The organism is uncultured Butyricimonas sp., from assembly GCF_959596855.1.
GTDB lineage: Bacteria > Bacteroidota > Bacteroidia > Bacteroidales > Marinifilaceae > Butyricimonas > Butyricimonas muris.
This window is the reverse complement of record NZ_CAUFYA010000005.1, coordinates 23,214-42,421: the sequence shown is the minus strand read 5'-3', so window position 1 is coordinate 42,421 and position 19,208 is coordinate 23,214. Positions and strand designations below refer to the sequence as shown.

The 19,208-nt window shown below is 41.9% G+C and carries 15 protein-coding genes; 1 reads left to right on the top strand and 14 read right to left on the bottom strand.

Translation table 11 applies throughout. The annotated features are described in order from the left end of the window. Positions 1-18 precede the first annotated feature (18 nt). The 5 genes from Q5866_RS03565 to Q5866_RS03545 form a co-directional block, all read right to left on the bottom strand. On the bottom strand, positions 19-732 hold the full coding sequence (locus tag Q5866_RS03565; RefSeq protein WP_303178847.1) for an energy transducer TonB: 714 nt from the start codon (positions 730-732) through the stop codon (positions 19-21). Between the two features lie 220 nt (positions 733-952). Continuing rightward, on the bottom strand, positions 953-2,173 hold the full coding sequence (hflX, locus tag Q5866_RS03560; RefSeq protein WP_099290900.1) for a GTPase HflX: 1,221 nt from the start codon (positions 2,171-2,173) through the stop codon (positions 953-955). A gap of 63 nt (positions 2,174-2,236) precedes the next feature. Next, positions 2,237-2,923, bottom strand: coding sequence for an energy transducer TonB (locus Q5866_RS03555; protein WP_099290899.1), 687 nt, complete (start codon positions 2,921-2,923; stop codon positions 2,237-2,239). A gap of 197 nt (positions 2,924-3,120) precedes the next feature. Continuing rightward, positions 3,121-3,804: an energy transducer TonB gene (locus Q5866_RS03550; RefSeq protein ID WP_303178844.1), complete on the bottom strand. Its 684-nt coding sequence runs from the start codon at positions 3,802-3,804 to the stop codon at positions 3,121-3,123. Positions 3,805-4,006: 202 nt separating this feature from the next. Beyond that, positions 4,007-4,702 (bottom strand): energy transducer TonB, encoded by a 696-nt coding sequence (locus tag Q5866_RS03545; RefSeq protein ID WP_099290897.1) that lies wholly within the window; start codon positions 4,700-4,702, stop codon positions 4,007-4,009. Between the two features lie 222 nt (positions 4,703-4,924). On the opposite strand from Q5866_RS03545, the gene Q5866_RS03540 reads away from it, so the two are divergent. Further along, positions 4,925-5,602 carry a 4'-phosphopantetheinyl transferase superfamily protein gene (locus Q5866_RS03540; protein ID WP_303178841.1) on the top strand — a complete coding sequence of 226 codons (678 nt, stop codon included), beginning with the start codon at positions 4,925-4,927 and terminating at the stop codon, positions 5,600-5,602. Positions 5,603-5,826: 224 nt separating this feature from the next. Here Q5866_RS03540 and Q5866_RS03535 read toward each other — a convergent pair whose 3' ends face one another. From Q5866_RS03535 to Q5866_RS03495, 9 genes are all read right to left on the bottom strand, one after another. Then, positions 5,827-6,906, bottom strand: a complete 1,080-nt coding sequence (locus Q5866_RS03535; protein WP_303178839.1) for a thioredoxin family protein — start codon at positions 6,904-6,906, stop codon at positions 5,827-5,829. A gap of 2 nt (positions 6,907-6,908) precedes the next feature. Next, positions 6,909-7,856 (bottom strand): TlpA disulfide reductase family protein, encoded by a 948-nt coding sequence (locus Q5866_RS03530; RefSeq protein WP_303178838.1) that lies wholly within the window; start codon positions 7,854-7,856, stop codon positions 6,909-6,911. Positions 7,857-8,072: 216 nt separating this feature from the next. Beyond that, positions 8,073-9,182 carry a hypothetical protein gene (locus Q5866_RS03525; protein ID WP_303178836.1) on the bottom strand — a complete coding sequence of 370 codons (1,110 nt, stop codon included), beginning with the start codon at positions 9,180-9,182 and terminating at the stop codon, positions 8,073-8,075. A gap of 11 nt (positions 9,183-9,193) precedes the next feature. After that, positions 9,194-10,768, bottom strand: a complete 1,575-nt coding sequence (locus tag Q5866_RS03520; protein WP_303178834.1) for a RagB/SusD family nutrient uptake outer membrane protein — start codon at positions 10,766-10,768, stop codon at positions 9,194-9,196. A gap of 11 nt (positions 10,769-10,779) precedes the next feature. Further along, a complete protein-coding gene (locus Q5866_RS03515) occupies positions 10,780-14,370 on the bottom strand; it encodes a SusC/RagA family TonB-linked outer membrane protein (protein WP_303178832.1) in 3,591 nt (1,196 codons plus the stop codon). 49 nt (positions 14,371-14,419) lie between these two features. Further along, positions 14,420-15,550, bottom strand: a complete 1,131-nt coding sequence (locus Q5866_RS03510; protein ID WP_303178830.1) for a FecR family protein — start codon at positions 15,548-15,550, stop codon at positions 14,420-14,422. An 83-nt stretch (positions 15,551-15,633) separates the two neighbouring features. After that, positions 15,634-16,200 (bottom strand): RNA polymerase sigma factor, encoded by a 567-nt coding sequence (locus tag Q5866_RS03505; protein ID WP_186974545.1) that lies wholly within the window; start codon positions 16,198-16,200, stop codon positions 15,634-15,636. Positions 16,201-16,299: 99 nt separating this feature from the next. Further along, positions 16,300-17,664: a peroxiredoxin gene (locus Q5866_RS03500; protein WP_303178828.1), complete on the bottom strand. Its 1,365-nt coding sequence runs from the start codon at positions 17,662-17,664 to the stop codon at positions 16,300-16,302. A 251-nt stretch (positions 17,665-17,915) separates the two neighbouring features. Next, on the bottom strand, positions 17,916-18,905 hold the full coding sequence (locus tag Q5866_RS03495) for an aspartate-semialdehyde dehydrogenase (protein WP_303178826.1): 990 nt from the start codon (positions 18,903-18,905) through the stop codon (positions 17,916-17,918). Positions 18,906-19,208: the final 303 nt, after the last annotated feature.

The following is a 19,208-nucleotide window of genomic DNA, read 5'->3' as shown; positions in this document are numbered from 1 at the left end:
TGCGATGCAGCCTCTCTTTTATTGTAGTTTAAAATTAATAGGTACCGTGTAGGAAACTCTCACGGCTTTGCCTCTTTGTTTCCCCGGTATCCATTTCGGCATGGTTTGAATAACCCGCACAGCTTCTTTATCGAGTGATGGGTCGACAGCTCTGATGACTCTTACATCCGTGATGCTGCCGTCCTTTTCGATAACGAATTGCACGACTACTCTACCTTGAATATTGTTCTCCTGCGCTATAATCGGATATTTGACATGTTTCGACAGCCAAGCCTGTACATCTCCACCGGGGAATCTGGGCATATCCTCCACGACTACAAATATATCCGATTCTCCCGTGTATTCACCATCTCCATAGCTATCATAGTCTCCCATGCTACTTCCGGAATAATTGTTACCGTATGAGTTTTGATTCCCGACATTGGATTCCACGTCTTCGATTTCCAGCATGTCATCTATATCCAATTCTTCGTCAACAATCTGCATAAGGTCAGTCAGCCTTGGAGCGGGAGGAGGGGGAGGGGGTGGTCTCATCAGTGATTGTTGGGTGATGGGAATAATCTCCTCTTCCAGCGGCTCTTCCGCGACCGTTATGAAGCCTTCTTCAACCTTCACGTTAGTTCTCCATTCGAAAGCAAAGAGTAGAGAGGCTAATGCTAGGATTAGACCTATCTCGAAGAAGATACCCTTTTTGTTTTCGAGACTCGCTTTAGATGATTTCTTTACTTCCATAACTTAATTGTCTTAGTTAAGCTTTTACCTCTAATATACAAAAAGTTAGCCGAAAAACCAAATATGTTGATTTACTTTTCCGTAAAAGAAGTGAATTAGTCAAAAAAGTCTGGAATTGTTATGGTTGGCAAAGCTGTAAAGTCCATAAGATAGCCGCTTTACGCTGATCTTATGGACTTTATAAATTATAAGGATTTTACGGTTAAAATAGTTGCCCGAACTATTCTTCTTCGTATTCTTGATACAGGAAATCGTTGAAAGGGAAACGTGCGGAATGGATATCTTTCACGATATCGTATAGTTTTTCCTTTAGTTCATCAATGTTCTCTTTCCCCTTTGCCGAGATATAGACTGTTTCCCCGCCCTGCTTGGACATCCACATTTGTTTCAGGTCATCCAGGCTGTAATTTTTGCGCTCAATGGGTGTCAGGTCGTCTTCGTCCTTTTTCGTGTAGGTAAAGGCGTCTATTTTATTGAACACGGTGATCGTTGGTTTCGGGGTATCTATGAGTTCGCTCAAAGTTTCATTCACAATCCTTACCTGATCTTCGAATTGAGGGTGTGATATGTCTACTACATGGAGAATCACATCGGCTTCTCTCACTTCGTCCAGAGTCGATTTGAAGGACTCTACCAGATGATGAGGAAGTTTACGAATAAATCCTACCGTGTCGGCTAAAAGAAACGGTACGTTCTTTATAGCGATTTTCCGGACGGTTGTATCGAGCGTGGCGAAGAGTTTGTTCTCCGCGAACACTTCCGATTTGCTTAAAAGATTCATCAAGGTGGATTTGCCGACATTGGTATATCCCACGAGAGCCACACGTACCAGTTTACCCCGGTTCTTGCGCTGCGTGACCATTTGTTTGTCGATCTTTTCCAGTTGTTCTTTCAAGCGGGTAATTTTGTCCCGGATGATGCGTCGGTCGGTCTCTATTTCCGTTTCCCCGGGACCGCGTAGACCGATACCTCCTTTTTGTCTTTCCAAGTGAGTCCACATACCTGTCAGTCGCGGGAGTAAATACTGGTACTGGGCAAGTTCCACTTGGGCTCTTGCTTCTGCGGTACGGGCTCTTTTAGCGAAAATGTCAAGGATCAGGTTCGTGCGGTCGAGGACTTTCCTGCCTTTTAATTCCCGTTCGATATTCCGGAGTTGTGTCGGGCTGAGTTCATCGTCGAAAATAATCAAGTCAATGTCGTTTTCTTCAACATAGTTTTTGATTTCTTCCAGCTTACCCTTCCCTACGAAAGTTGCCGTTACCGGTTTATCCAAATTTTGTGTGAATATTTTCACGGTTTCCGCTCCTGCTGTCTCTGCCAGAAAAGCGAGTTCGTCCAAGTATTCGCACATGGTATCGTAGCTGATATTTTCTGATTGTAGTGCTACGCCTACAAGAATTGCTTTTTCTGCTTCTTTTTTCGTGTAAAAATAATCGCTCATATATAAGGAAAAGAAAGGGCTGACGATGAACGACAGCCCCTTTATTAGTTTAAAGTGTCTTTCTTACTGTAATCTGAAGTTGATAGGTACAGTGTAAGATACTCGTACGGGTTTACCTCTCTGTTTTCCGGGTTTCCATTTCGGCATGGATTTTACCACGCGAACGGCTTCTTTATCCAAAGAAGGGTCAACACCTCTCAATACTTTCACGTCAGTGATGCTACCGTCTCTCTCGATCACGAATTGTACGGTAACTCTACCTTGGATATTGTTTTCTTGTGCAATAACCGGGTATTTCACGTTTTTACCTAACCATTTATTAATATCTCCCGGGAACGTGGGCATATCCTCTACTACTTGGAAAATATCTTCCTCACCGTAATCCCCTTCATCATAACCGGTTCCGTCATAGTCATAGCTATAATCAGTGCGGTTTTCCACGTTAGCTTCCACGTCTTCGATTTCCAGTTCTTCATCGATATCCAATTCTTGGTCAACGATCTCGATCAAGTCTGTTAACTTGGGAGCTGGAGGAGGAGGTGGAGGCGGTTTCATCATCTGTTGGGTAATTGGAATGATTTCCTCTTCCACGGGCTCTTCGGCTACGGTAACGAAACCTTCTTCTACTTTCGTGTTGGCTTTCCAGTTGAAAGCGCAAAGTAGAATACCTAGAGCCACTACCAGACCGATCTCGAAGAAAATACCTTTCTTTCCTTCTAGGTCTGCCTTAGGTGTTTTTTTGATTTCCATGTTATTAGTTTAATATTATAAGCTCTATATTTCTTCAATTTGCGTCGGTAAAAATAATCAAATTCGGTATAAACCACAATAGTTCTCTTCTTTTTTTTGAAGAAAATGTTAAATATAGGATTGATTTTCCTTTAAATATTCTTAAATAGAAGAGACTGTCTGTATTGGCAGTCTCTTTTTCAGAAGGTATTGGATTTTTATTGTAATCTGAAATTGATCGGTACCGTGTAAGATACTCTTACAGCTTTACCTCTTTGTTTACCGGGCTTCCATTTGGGCATGGATTTTATTACGCGAATGGCTTCTTTGTCCAATGAAGGATCGACAGGCCTTACTACCTGCACGTCGGTGATGCTTCCGTCTCTCTCGATCACGAATTGCACGATAACTTTGCCTTGAATATTGTTTTCTTGAGCGATAACCGGATATTTCACGTTTCGGCTTAACCATTTGTTAATGTCTCCCGGGAATGTGGGCATATCCTCCACTATTACGAAGATGTCAGGTTCGTACCCGTCGTCATCGTATCCGTTTCCGTTTTCGGTATAAGAATAATTTGTCTGATTCTCCACGTCCGCTTCGGCATCTTCGATTTCTAATTCGTCGCCAATGTCCAGTTCTTGGTCAACGATCTCGATCAGATCGGTTAATTTAGGGGCTGGTGGAGGGGGTGGGGGAGGTTTTAAGTACGAATGAGTGATCGGGATGATTTCTTCATCCATAGGTGTATCTATCACGGTATTGAAACCTTCTTCTACTTCGGTGGTCGCCTTCCAGTTGAAAGCGCAAAGTAGAATACCTAGAGCAACGACCAAACCGATCTCGAAGAAGATACCTTTCTTCCCCTCGAGGTTTGCCTTGGGTGTTTTTTTGATTTCCATATTCTTGCTGTTTAGATTCTGTAACTCTCGCATAATGTATCTGTAAAGATAATAAAATTTAGTGGCAAATGCAAATTTTTCGCTCTTTTTTTTATTGAAAATGTTAGATTTAGCTTCATGAATAAAGAGAAGTAAAAAAGGACAACCACTTGGATTGTCCTTTTTCGGGATGTTCGTATTGTATGTAAATCACTGTATGTTTCTAGTAACTGATGCGGAATGTGATAGGGATAGTAAATTTCACCCTTACGGTCTTATCTCTTTGCATTCCCGGTTTCCATTTCGGCATGGAGTTTACCACTCGAAGTGCTTCGCGATCCAAGTCCGGATGAACGGATCTTAACACTTTTGCCGCAGTAATGCTACCGTCTTTTTCAACAATAAATTCAATAAATATTTTTCCTTGAACTCCGCTTTCTCTTGCTCTTTCCGGGTAATTTAAGTTTTTCCTAAGCCATTTGTTTAAATCTCCGTTAAATTTGGGCATGAGCTCCGGGTTAAGAAATGGTATAGTTTCATCAAATTCTTCATCTCCCGTACCGGTCGAATATTGATCTTCTATACCTTCGATGCCGTTTATCGAGCCGTTTTGACTTTCGGTAACGTCAATGATGTCCGGATCATCCAATTCCAATTCCTCGTTCACGATGTCGATATAATCGATCGGCATCATTTTGATCTTGGGTAACGGTCTGGATGCTTGTTGAGGTACTACTATCGGAAGAACGTCATCTTCAATGGTCTCTGTATCCACGAGAATGATTTCTTTTGTTTCTTCTTGGTAGAATTTTGTCTCAAAGGCAAAAAACACGACTGCAAGAGCTACAACAAGTCCTATCTCGCGGAAAATGAACCGCTTGTTTTCCAAATTGGAACGGGATGTTTTTTTTGCTTCCATGACCTTGCGTTTTTGAAATGTTATCTAAACGTTAATTTGATGTTTCAAAAGTAGAAGATAAAAATGATATAAACAAGTTTTTCGACCATAAATGTGAATATTTTCTTAAATTTTTCTTCGTTGTATTTTAAAATAACGTTAAGAGTCCCGTGTTTATTAGGTTTTCTGGAATATTTGTTCATTGGAGGGAGGTGTTATTTATATCTTTTCTAACTTTGCATCATGATAAAAGTATTATTTATCCGGGTGCCGTCAGATGAAATGTATGACGAGGTGTTCACTTCTTTGCAAGATAAAGTGTCGGAAGAGTGTTTGGTTGAGGCGGGGAGCTTTAGAAATAAGGGTGTTGCTATACGTCGGGTACTTGGCGAAGCTTTAGCTGTTTTCGCTTTAAGGAAATATTTCAGGATGCCCTTCGGGAGTTATCGGTTTGCCCGGGGGGAGAAAGGAAAGCCTTTTGTCGCGGAGCGGGAGGATGTTTTTTTTAATATTTCTCATTCGGGGGTTTACGTGGTCTGTGCCGTTTCCGACGGGGAGATTGGTGTGGATATTGAAAAGCGGTCGAAGGCGAGAATGGAAGTCGCCGGGCGTTTTTTTCATGCGCAAGAAGTACGGGAATTGGAAGTTGCCTCTGGGGTTGAACAAGATAAATTGTTCTACGATTACTGGTCGGTCAAGGAGAGTTTCCTTAAATATACCGGTACGGGATTAACCCGCCCGTTGAGTAGTTTTGCCGTACGGTTTTCAGATGGAAAAATTTCATTGTCAGAGGGAATGAGGGAATTGCCTTTGTATGTTTATCCTTGTTTGATAGATACTGGTTATGCTTGTTATGTTTGCGGAGAATATAATGAGAAGCCTGCACTCTGTGCCGTTTCCTTACAAGAATTGATATGCTGAGTGGTTCGAAAGAATGAGAGCGTGTCAAAACACGCCCTCTCGTCAATAAGGTCTAAATGTCCATAATGTCGTAAGGTCAAATGCACAAGTAACCAATATATTATAATGTTGTTCATCAGAGTGTTATCAAATTACTGACTTTATAGACTTTAGGAGCCGAAGGCTCGACTTTATGGACTTTATAGACTAGAGGTGTGTTTTGACACATCCTAAATGCTGAGTATCTATCCTTTTGAAAGGCTTGCCATAATTCGGTTTATTTGATTTTTATTTTCGGGTTGAACACGTTTACTTATTTCCTGCAAACAGGTGCGAGTTTTTTCCAATTGTTGTTGATTGGCGATTTGTTCGAAATTTTTTAATTCTTGCAAAACGCTTACGAGTTCTTGTTCGTCCGGGAGTTGTTGAGGCAGACTTTGTAGCACTTTGAGGATTTCGTTGACCCGGTTGGTCTGTTTGTTGTTGATGATTTGCCGGAATAGCATACTGTATCTTAATGCTCGTGCCCCTTTGTAATTATCCTTTTCCAGTTGTTTTAGATCTGTTAGCCGACTGTCGAAATTCATATTCATCATTTTCATCATACGAAATTCATTTTTGTACGTGTTCATGATTTTAGTTTCTACCTCTTGGCGTCCCAGTTTTCTACTAAATGCTTTTCGGTTGTTCATGAGATAGCGGAAAACTGGGGTGTCGATACTTTCAATTGCATTTTTAATGAGATTCCAGTTCTCCGGTTTGCATAACTCGTTGATACCTAGTGAGGGCATCGTTCCGCTCAAAACCTCTTGTAACTGTTTTTTATCGTGTATTTGCAGAAAAGCGATGTATTCTTTTAAAAAGGTGTCACTTCGTTCGCCCTTTTCGTATTGTTGTTTCATTGCGGTCAATTTTACCGCATTTTTGACCTTCTGCACGAAATCGTCTTCAGGTTTAGATACCGCACCACCATCCATACGACAGAAAAGGCTTCCATCATGATTTAAGATCAGATAAGTCGGATAGATTTGTACTTGATATTTTTTTGCGATATCAATTCCTTCTCCTTCCTGCATATCCTTCATGATGCAGATGTAATTACTGTTAAAATAGTCGCCGCATTCTTTCAGCGGGAAGATGAAATTGACCATGTATTTGCATGGTCCGCAGGTCTTTGTGTAGCAATCGATGAATAATTTTTTCCCTGTTTGTTTTGATTTTGCCAATGCTTCATCAAAAGTCAGGTCTTCAAAATTTGTTCCTTCTTGGGCGATGCAGTTTCCTGTAAGGCATAATAGCAAACTGATAAGGTAAATGAATTTCATGGTTATTGTTTTAACGTGTTTCGTATTAATTTTTTCATTTCTTTACCGGGTCCGGGGGCAAAAACGGTCACGATTTTTCCTTCTTTATCTATAATAAAGTAACGGGGTACTCCGATGATATAATAATCCGTTTCAAAATGAGAATTTTCCGTCGGGGCGGAAATAAGATTCAAAAGTCCTGTCATTTTATTTTCTTCCAAGGCTTTTAACCATTTGTTGCGTGCATTTTTTTGATCAATGGAAATGCTTATAAATAAGATGTCTTTTTGATTGCGGAATTCATTTTGCAATTGTATGAATTTTGGCATTTTCTCGATACAACTACAACACCATGTTGCCCATATATCCGCAACAATAACCTTGCCTTTGAAGTCATTGAAAGTGTAAAGTATGCCATTTGCGTCTTGCAGTGAAGACAATGGGGCGGGCATTCCTTCTCGTAAGGGTGCGTATTGTTCGTAAAGACTCAATATTTCTTGTTTCAAGGGGGAATCTACCACGTGTGATTCAATGCTCGGACGTAAGTCTGCGATTTCTTTCGGGCATCCGTTGTTTTGGAATAAGAATTTCAGCTTTTTCAGATAGATTTGATGTAATAAGGTATTATTGCCGGACAGAATCTCTTTCAATTTGGTATAATCGTTGTGATTGAGGGGTCTGACGGGAAATTGTGTGGAAAAGGAAATTCCATCTCTTGCTTCATCGAAAGATTCCCCTTTTTTCAATGCTTGAATCATGTAATAATAATCCGTGAACTGTCCCGGGTTATTCTCTTGGATAAAGGCTGTAACTGTCGGGTTGTTTAACTTGATGGGAGGAATTTCCCGGAGTAAAAATTTAATATCGGCCTTTTCACCTTTGTTTTGGATGATATATCTTCCACTTTGGATGAGCATGAAGCACTTGTTCTGAATGGCTGACGGTGTATTTCTTTTACCCGTTTCTTTCATATTTTCACGATAGGTTTTTATAATATCTTTTGCATCGGAAAATTCTTTTGTCCATTCTTGTTTAAGATGTTGATAAAAATTATTGTTCTGTGCGAAAAGGGAAAAATGAAATAGTTGTAGGAAAATGAGAATCTTTATTTTCATGTTTTTATAATAAGAGAAAACAAGGTATCAAAAATTCTATTAGAACTTTTGATACCTTATAAATTTAGATGATTAATTTTGAGGACCTTGAGCTACTCCTTCTAGATCAATGCCACAATTGTTTTTTAAATGATTCACCACGATTTCATACCTTTGATTAATAAGCGGGTAAGTTTCCGGTGGATATTTTACTTGAAACTCTTTTCTGGTATAGAACATGGCTGCTCTTATATAACTGAGGAAATCCCGGTAAGGGTAAGCTTCTTTTTCCCAATTTGGGTTTGTATAGTGGGATAAACTGCTTGGAACAGTTTCTTTTTGGTTAAAACTGCGGTGAACGATATTTATAAATCCTCGGTTCATATAATAATTAGGATCGTCTTTTTCATAGTCTTTAGAAAGAATTGGATTCTTCGTGTAATCAATGCCATTCTTGAAATCGTTTGGTTCTATAAAAGTTCCATTTTGTAATGCGGCTTCAATCATTAAGTAGAGGAAAGTTGCGCGTCTGATTTTAAGTGATTGAGCATTCGGATGCGCTATTTCATCATCTGTGAAACTGATAGCCCAATAATCAAAACCGTCGGTTTTTAATGCAACAAAATTCCGATTTGTGGTTCCAGTTCCCGTTCCTGTCCCAGTTCCGGTTCCCGTCCCAGTTCCCGTTCCAGTTCCCGTTCCAGTTCCCGTTCCTGTTCCCGTCCCAGTTCCTGTCCCGGTTCCCGTCCCAGTTCCAGTTCCGGTTCCTGTTCCTGTCCCGGAACCACTATCAGCGTCAGGATCTTCCCCCGGTTGTAGCCCTCTTAGATTATCGAGCATATATATTTTTGCGGGTAATACAAGCTGTGCAATTTTAGGAGTCACGTAATTGAAGACGTGATTTTTCAAAAAGCCCAGATAATAAGGTGCTTGTTCATCGGTAAGATCGTTGCCATAATAAAGTTTACCTGTTCCTAAAGAGGTCCATTGTCGATTAAGGTCTTGAGGGGTAATACCTTTATAAAGTAAATATACTCCATAAGTATCATGAATCTCTTTAATTTCCGTATCCCATGGATTATTGCCTTGAGGAAATTCGAATCGAAGAACGGAGTAATTGCCGGAAGGTGTCACATCATTTTCATGATAACAAGATGTTATCATGAAAATACAACTTAGTACTATAAATAAATGCTGTTTCATAAATAGTTGTTTTAATTAGAGGTTAAATTACCGTCACGTGGAGCGGGAGCTAACGGGTTTTGTTCTAGTAAATTGTTCAGTTCCAATGCATCATCGGGCAAGGGTAGAGTGAAACCGGGATCATTTTCTTGAAGTGTGTACACGATCGTAGATGTTTCATCCGGATACCACGTGTGTTTTATTTCTTTCATTCCCCAGCGACGTAGATCAAACCAGCGGTGGTCCTCGAAACATAATTCCCTACGGCGTTCGTTATGTATAAACGTGATCAACTCGTCTGGGTCTGATATGCTTTCATTTTGGTAGTCGGCGGGGAAACGATATTTCCGGAAGTCATTCAGTGTACGCAGGGCTTCCGTTCCCGCGTTTGCATTCCCGGCTCTGTTCAACATGGCTTTTGCTTCGCATAAATTCAAATATGCTTCCGATAAACGGAAACTTCTACTAAAGATACCATTACCTGAAGTTGGTTGATAGTACAATGAGGAACTTACATGTAATTTCCCGAATGCTTGCGGCATTTTTTCCAATTCATTATTTTCGTTGACGATTTCATATCGATGGCGAATAACATAACGCTCCTTGCGGAGATCACCCGGAGTTTCGTCAAAACATTTCATCAACTCTTCCGAGGCTCTGAAAAAAGGACGTCCTTCTTTTCCTGCACTGGCGTTATAGACATAGTAAGTGACATCGCTCATGTTTCCATAGACCCATATCGTTTCAGGAGAATTGGTGTATGAATGATAATCCAAATACGTGGGATCGTAAGGATATGAAGGACGTTGAGTTGCAATCGTGTTTAAATCCAGTAAATGAAAATTCTCGTTTTGAATGACGTAATTGGCGTAAGTCGCTGCATTTTCCCATTGTTCCATGTATAAATAAACTCTCGAAAGAAGAAGTTGTACCATGGGGAGGCTTGTTCTTCTATTCGGTTGCCATTGTTGATCTACGGGTAATGATTTGTACAAGCGTTCGGCTTCTTGAAGGTCCTTTAGTATTTGTGAATAGACTTGTTCTACCGTATTTCTTTTTAGCTCAGATTCTTCAATACCACTGTTTAATTTCAAGGGAACGCCTAATGCCGTTTTATCGCTATTATAGGGAGTTCCGAAAAGGTTTACCAGATTGAAGTATGCGAATCCGCGAAGGGCAAATGCTTGAGCTTTTACGATATTGATAATGTTTATATCATCTTTTATATCAACAATATAATCTAGGATGGCATTTGTCCCTAGTATCACGGAGTAGTAAGCGCTATAAATGTTGGTATGATTTTGTCCGGTAGATTTCATTACCTCGTACAAATTTGATTGCCAAGAGTAGGGTGCCCACCATTGATTTGGATCTGCACCAACCTTGGGTTCTTGGTAAGGAGCGGCGGTGACGTCATCGTCCAATAATTGAAGGAAGAGGTTTAGTCCCGTGCTGGTATAACGTAGATAAGCTTCTCCCAGCAAAAGTTCATTTAAGGAGGTTGCGTCTTTAGGTACGAATTCACTCTTGGATTTGGGTTCAAGAAAATCTCCGCATCCGCCAAATATCAAGCTGATAATAAGGGTAAATATAATTCTTTGTTTCATGACTGCTTTTATTAAAATCCTACACTCAAACCAAACGAGAAAACCTTGGGCATAACGCTGGTTCCTAATTCCGGGTCAAAGCCATTAAAGCGACTGCTACCGATAACAAACGGATTATTTACGTTTGCGCTAACGGAACAGTTGGTGGCACCGAATTTGGAACATAACTGCACCGGAAGATTCCATGTTAGGGAAAGTTGCGTGCAACGTAAAAAAGATGCGTTTACCACCATCGCGTCAGAATTAGCCCACATTCCATAGATGGAATTTGCCGTGGTGCCGTCCGGGAGTTGTATGTTGATAACATCTTCGACGGAAGTGTACAATGCCGGGTAAATCGTGTGTTTTTCATCTCCGGGTTTTTGCCAACGTTTTAACAAATCCTTTGATAGATTGTTATAAGGTTCCGGTAGTTTCCCGTGACTAAAACTGCTATAAGGGTTTGGAAGACGTTTTTTACCACCCAGCAACACAGAGAAACTTGCTCCTACGGATAAACTTTTATAACGGGCACGTGTGGAAACTCCCCCGGAAAAGTAAGGGTCGGTTTGTCCGGAATAAACGAGGAAGGTGGTTGGGTCGATATCGGAATCCGTTTCTTCAAAATCAATCTTGTTGAAGGTCGGGTATCCGGTTTCCGGGTCTAGGCCGGCGAAAGAGTAAGACCAGAAGCCACTGATTGGATAGCCTTTTTTCAATAAACGCTCGCGGTTCCCGTTAATAAAATCGTTTTTGTTGATTTTATCCACTCTTGTTCTGATATCGTCATTTTGTGCTTTGTTCCAGTTCTTGGAAGCATTGATATTGATAGTCCATGCGAAATTTTTTCTCTTGTAGGGGGTTAAATTGATGGAATACTCTATTCCGTGATTGTGAATACGTCCTCCGTTCAGTTTCATGCTAGCCATTCCGTATTCTTGAGCGATATCTTGACTGATAATAGCGTTTGAACGTCTGCCGTAATACTCTAGGCTCATGTTGATGCCATTAAATAATTGTAGGTCTAATCCCAGATTCCAAGTTTTTGTCCGTTCCCATTTCAACAGGGGATTGGGTATGCTGGATATTGTCAAGTAATACTCCTTGTAATGTTGGAGGATTCCTCGATGGCGGACAATAAGCTCCGGGCTTACGGAAGTTACTACGTTTCCTTGAACTCCGTATGTAGCACGGAAATTCAATTGATTGAGCCACGGGAGATGAATTTTGATGAATTCCTCTTCTGCCATTCTCCAAGATACACCGAATGAATATGTCGGGTCGAATTGCTTGTTGGCATCTTGCCCGAATCGGTTCGAGGCATCGGATCTCACGTTAGCGTTGATTACGTAGCGGTCTTTCAAGGAATAGGCGAATGTGGCAAAAAAAGAAACGAAATTGTTCGTTATAGACGTATTTTTCCAACCACCTTGATAGAGTTTATCCAATGCTCCCCAGCTAATCGGTTCGACGCCTCCCACGGGTATAATTTCTGTCGGGATTGTAGGGCTAACCAGAAGTTCTCCGCGTTCGGGTATGTATCCCCATACAGTGTTCGTGTTATTTTTATTCTCCTCCGAACGAATTTCCATGGCAGCCATCCCGTTGATGCGGTGAATATCATTGAAAGTTTTGGAAACCAATATTTTGTTTTGCATATTATAGGAGGTGGTGTTCGTTTCGTTTGTGGCTAACTCTCCCCCGAACGGTAACATGGCTGCATTAAATCTGTCGGAACCTGCAATTTCCGAATTATAAGGATAACCGCGATAGTTCAGCTCGATATAAGAAGTTTTTTCACCTGCGAATGACTCTGCATTATTCATCCCGTACGCTACGCTTCCCACGAACTGGTATTTCAGCCAATTCGTGATACTCCAATCGGCGTTGAGCGAAATATTGAAATTTTTGGAATCGTTTTTGGAATAACTGTTTTCCATTTCGTGCAGTATGTTATAACCGTATTCCAGTACACCCGTTCTATTTAGCTTGTATTGATAGTATTGCTTGTAGAATGCCAATTCTCCATTCTCTTCGTGTACAGGGATTGCCCGGCTGGTATTTTTTGCGTAAGTTTCCGGGCTAACCCCCGGACCGTATCCTTTTTTCTCCCCGACAGAACCGTTTATATTGAGAGTAACCGCTAAAGATTCGATAAATTGAGCTCTGATGTTCAAGCGGGAGGTGAAGCGTGTCATATCATCACCCTTCTGGCTACCATGATTTGACGAGTAGCCGAAAGAGGCGTTGTAAGTCACTTTTTTTGTTCCCCCGGAAACACTTAAGTTATGGTTGTGGCTGAATGAATTGCGACATAGCAAATCAAACCAATCCGTGTTGCATGTTTCCAGTCTTTCCATTTGTTTCATGAAATCGCTTTCACCAATCAGGCGATTGTTAAACATGGCCATCAAGCCCTCGTATGTATAGATCTGGGGAAGGGGATCTTTCTGGTACCGGATTCCCGAATCGTAAGCTTCTTTACTGAACTGGATACGTTCTTTCGAGTTCATGTAATTGAACATGCCATAGTTCGGGCGGGTACGGAGTGAAAAATTATTAGAATAGCGGATGCTGGTTCGCTCGGTGCTTCCTTGCTTGGTGGTAATTACGATAACGCCGTTGGAGGCTTTGGAACCGTATATCGCGGTGGCGGAAGCGTCTTTTAAAACCGTGATGGTTTCTATGTCGGCAGGGTTCAACCATGAGATTTGGTTACCGATCAGGTTTTTCATGTCTTCCGTGACTGCGGCAGTGGCGTCTAGCGGGAGCGGGTCAGGTTGGATAATTCCGTCTACAACCCACAACGGGTCAGAGTTACCGAGAACGGTAGATGTACCCCGAATCGTTATTTTTGGGTTACTGCCGATTCGGGAAGACGAGTTAACCACCACCATTCCCGGGATTTGTCCTTGCAGCATCTGGTCGATGGAGTTGAATGCCGGCATCATGATATCTTCCGCTTTTACGGTAGTGTATGCTCCCACCATGTCTTTCCGGGGAAGGCTACTGTACCCGGTAGACACTACGGTCACTTCGTCCAGTTGTGACGCATCCAGCTTTAAGGTAACTTTCAGGGGGGTGTCATCCGTGCATTTCACTACCTTCGTTTCCATCCCGATAAAAGAGAATATCAGGCTGTTGTCGCTTTTCCCGGGCAGGGCGATACTGAAATTTCCGTTCACGTCAGTGGAAACACCCACGGTTGTTCCCTTGATGAGAACCGTCACCCCGGGAAGCGGTTCCCCGTTTTCGTCAACCACGGTCCCTTTAATGATTCTTTTCGTTTGCGGTTCTTCTGCTTTTTCTTTAACCACGACCACTCCTTCTACCATCGAGTAAGCTAACCCGAAATGCTTCAGTACGATGTCAATGGCTTGTTTCACGGGAGTATTCTTGACCACAAGGTCTTTGCATTTTTTGTCTTTTACCTTTTCGAGGTTATACATGAATTTGACACCGGTTTGTTTACGGAACTCGTTAATGACTTCCACGAAAGAGGCATCCTTGTAGTTTAGGTTTACCGTTGTATCTTGTGCGTAAGTTATTTTACTGCACAATAATGAAACGGATAAGAATAAAAAACTGACAAAGATGTACGCTGTTCTTTTCTTCTTTTTCATAATGTTGTTTTATTATTTGGTATGATTATCCAGAGTTACCTCTGGTGTATTATATTCCGACGATGATATTTTTCCCTCTGACTTCGATTTTTACATCCGAACTTTTCTCGAACATTTCGATGAATGTACCGATATTTTTGAAACGACTTAAGTCACCCGAGAAGTGTAGGTCTTTTACCCGTTCTTCCGTGTAGAACACGTGAATGTCATACCATCTTTCGAGTTGGTTCATAATATCTTCCAGCCTCATTTCTTGGAATAGGAACATGCCGGTTTTCCATGAGGTGGCGTAACGTGTGTCCACGGTTTTTATTTCTTTTTGCCCGTCTTGTTTTATAACGATTTGTTGCTTGGGAGTCAAGATAAACTTTTCCCCGTCGGGAGTGAGGTAGGCTATTTTTCCGTTTACTAGGGTTGTTATGGTTTCCCGGTTTCCCGGGTAATTGTTCACGTTGAATTCCGTACCCAGCACGGTGATGTCACCCCTGTCTGTTTTCACGATAAAGGGAGCCGTCGAGCGATTGACGCTGAAATAGGCCTCTCCCGATATGGTTACTTCTCGGGTAGAATCGGTGAAATTAACCGGGTAAGTGAGTTGCGAATCGGAGTTCAGCCACACTCTTGTACCATCAGACAAGGTCAGCGTGAATTCCCCACCCCGGGGTACAATCAACGTGTTGTGGATAGTTCCCGTTGGAACGAGGTTTGTCGGTTCGTACTGCAAACCTGTTGTGTCGATTTGGAGTTTTGTCCCGTTTTGCTCTATGGTTTGGTGGGTCGTGCGATTCAGTTTGATTTTCTGACCGTTGTGTGTGATTAGTAACGCTTGCTGTTTTCCGGGATGAATGTCCGATAAATATATCTCCTTATAATGCTCGTGTCGCTTGTGTCCTTGACGCATGAATAAAAATGTTCCCGAACCAATCAAAATTAGAATGGCAACAGCGATTCTTACATAGGTATACTTCGGCGTTATTTTCGTCGGGGTGATATTTTTGTGATAAGCTTTCAAATAATCGAACCGTTCCTGAGCCTCTATTTTCCGGCGTAGGTATCGGTCATCGGAAAATTTCCGGGCAATATCTTCCAGTCGGGAATCCTCGTGTGAGGATTGCTTTTCCTTGTTCAAGACTTGGCGAAACAGCCAATCGGATTTTTCATGTAAAGAGTTCCACTTCATGATATAGTCATTTTTGTTGTACACTATATCCCAAAAGTGGTTTGGCGGGTGACAGCTGACGTGATTTTTTTTTCTTGTCGTGATTATTTTAATATTTCCAGTAACAACAATAAACCGAAATACTCTTTTAAATTTTCTTTTATAAATAAATATGCCCTTTTTTTCTGCGTTTTGACAGTGTTAGCACTAATGCCAAGTTGTGATGCGATTTCCTGAATGGAAAGCCCGTCTATGCTTAACCGTAGTATGGTTTGGCGTTGTTCGGGGAGAAGCGCTATGACCATCCGTAATTTGCGAATGACATCTTCCTCGATAGCTTGATAGAATACATCTTCCTCTTCTTCCGCTTGCACCGAACTCCATTCCGCTTTTCGCCTGTCTTCCACTTTTTGGTCCCGGATGTATTTTAGCGTGTTGTTATACACCGAGCGGTATAGATAGGATGACAATATTTTGACATCTTGAAAATGTAGGCTTGATTTCCAGATTGTAACCAGACATTCTTGAACAATGTCCTCCGCTATGTTTGTTTCGTTTATGATAGAAGACGAGTAATTGCACAATGCCCCGTAATAAAAGCGATACAATTCTTTCCACGCGAGTGGGTCTTTGCTGTTTATTCCTTGTATGAATTTATCGGGCTTTGTCATGATTGCGGCTGTTCTTCTATTTGCAAATAAACAAAAAACAGTAGAAATGACAAAATACAACCATGTTAATGATTGTACTTTGTCATTATATTTATTGTTTTAAAGTTGCTCTGACAGGTATTTTTCAAATTCGCCGGATGAGGGTTTGGGAAGATTAATCCTTGCGATTTTCCCGTCCGGGGTGATTAATATAAATTGGAAAATAGTCTGGGGATTATAGTGGTATCCCGCGAGGAATTCCCTTGTCTTTTCCAAATACAGGTGTGTGCCTGTTTGGATATCTTTGTTCCTGATAACTTCCCTCCAATATTCATTCTTGGGTTCAATGGAAAGGTTAACCAGTTGAATATTCTTTTCCTTGAATAATGGGGTTAATTTATTAAGGTAGGAAAATTCGGCGATACAAGGAAAAACGTTCTGCCAGATATAAAGGCAGACGTACTGGTTCCGGAAATCTTTTAAGGAAAATTCTTTTCCCGTCGAGTCCCTTGCGAAGAAATCTATCGCTTCGTTACCCGGTTCAATGCGAACCCAGCTATCGTAAACGTCCGTGTATCGGGATAATAATTCCGGGTTCGTTAGTTTTTCGCGTGTTATTTTATCCAGTTCCTCTATTTGTACAATTCCGTTGCGTTGCACGTATTCATTTGCCCAAGTGGAGATGAAGTATTGAATCACTTCATCTTGTTTGAAATTTCGAGAGATGTATTGTATGCGTTGTAACACGTTCTCGTAAGGCGTTATTGCCTTGGCTTCGTTCTGTGCGCTGAGGAAAGAACATGCGTGCGTGATAAAGTTCCGGTATTCTTGAAGGTCAAGGTAATCTTTGTCTTCCTCGATCCAATTTTCGAGCGTGGTGTAATAATTGGCTTCGATTTCTTCTTTCTTTTTCCAGCCGTGAGCGTAAGGATAATTCAAAAGAACGGAGCCGAGTAAATATTTAATACGAGCGTGTTCCAGTTTCACGAATTTCTTGCTTGCTTTTTTCAGTGTGTTTTCGCAAGAATCTAGCAAGCGTGAATTTTCCTGTATCGCTTCTTTCAATTTTGTTTCAAATTCTGGCAAGGGCAAAGAATAAATGTTACGGGAAGGGAATACGGCTTTCCAGCGGGAGAGGTATTCCGTGATAGGAGGACGGTCCCCTGTGAGCTTAGACGTGCCGTGAAGTTTTTTACCATCGAATGTAAGGTGGATATGATCCCCTTTCTCCGCGTAAATTTGTTTGCGTTCACTGAATCCGTTGTGTAAAGTTAGGTAGATTGCCTCGGCGTTGTCTATGATACGTTCTCCGTGTTTGGCGGAGTCGAATTCAATGACTCTTACGTCATATTCTGTTGTTGATATGCCCAGCCCGATTTCCGGCAGTTCGTCGACGTCAATGGAGATTTTTATATTGTTCCCGTGACGTGGTGAGGTGGCGCAAGAGATTAGCGTGAAAAGTAAAAAGAAATAATAGCATTTCATGTTTTAGATTTTATTTAAGTGATTTACTACTTATACTAATCCCAAAAAATGCTAGAGGGTGACAGGAGAGAGAAGAAAAATTTGCAACATGGAGGTGTGTTTTGACACACCTCTAGTCTATAAAGTCAGTGTTTTGATAATACTTTGATGGTCAGTGTTATAATATACTGGTTACTTGTGCATTTGACCTTACGACATGATGGACTTTTAGACCTTATGGACGAGAGGGCGTGTTGCGACACGCCCTCGTGTTATACTAGATTATGCTTGTTCAAGTATTCCGCTATCTGCACGGCATTCGTGGCGGCTCCCTTGCGGAGGTTGTCGGAAACGACCCACAGGTTGAGGCTGTTCGGCTGGGAGAAATCCCGGCGGAGGCGTCCCACGAAGACCTCGTCCCGCTCGTTGGCGGTGATTGCCATGGGGTAGAGATTTTGCATGGGCTCGTCTTGCACGACGATGCCGGGGGATTGAGCCAACAGGGTGCGAACCTCGTCCAAGTCGTAGTCTTTCTCGAATTCGAGGTTGATGCTCTCGGAGTGTCCGCCCACGACGGGAACCCGCACGGCTGTGGCGGTTACTTTAATCGTGTCGTCGTTTAATATTTTGCACGTTTCGTTCACGAGTTTCATCTCTTCCTTCGTGTACCCGTTCTCGGTGAACGAGTCACAGTGCGGGAGGCAGTTGCGGTCGATGGGGTGTGCGTAGGCTTTCTTTACTTCTTTGCCTTCCCGTTCACCTTCCAGTTGGTTGATGCCTTTCAGACCGCTTCCGGTGACGGATTGGTAAGTGGATACCACCACGCGTTTGATTCCGTATTTCTTGTGCAGGGGAGCCAAGGCGACCAGCATCTGTATCGTCGAGCAATTGGGATTGGCTATGATTTTATCTTCCCGGGTCAGCGTGTCGGCGTTAATCTCCGGTATCACGAGTTTTTTCGTGGGGTCCATTCTCCACGCGGAGGAATTGTCGACCACGGTTATTCCCGCGGCGGCAAACTTGGGAGCCCATTCGAGGGAGGTGTCCCCCCCGGCGGAGAAAATAGCGATTTGGGGTTTCATGTCGATAGCGTCCTGCATTCCCATGACTTTATAGTTTTTTCCCTTGAAGGTGATTTCTTTACCCACGGAACGCTCGCTGGCGACCGGTATCAATTCTGTTACCGGAAAATTCCTTTCTTCCAAAACCTGCAACATTTTTCTTCCTACAAGACCTGTTGCGCCTACTACTGCTACTTTCATTTCGAATGGATTTTTAATTGTTTGAAAGCCTGTTACGGCATTTCTTGTATATAAGTTAGTTGTTTTATTACCGGGTCAAAAATAGTGAATAAGCATTGCTTCGGCAATAGGAACGAGGTATTTTTTCAATATTGTGTCCCCGTGTTAAAATTGTAACAGAACGGTTGACATACCCTTGAATGCCCCTTCTTTAATCTCAATCTGTGGCACGTGCGAATTTATTGTCCGGTGAATCATTGCGAGAACAGGCATGTCGTTGGTGTTAAAAAAGCCTATTGTTTACTAAATCGTGGGCGAAGAGTG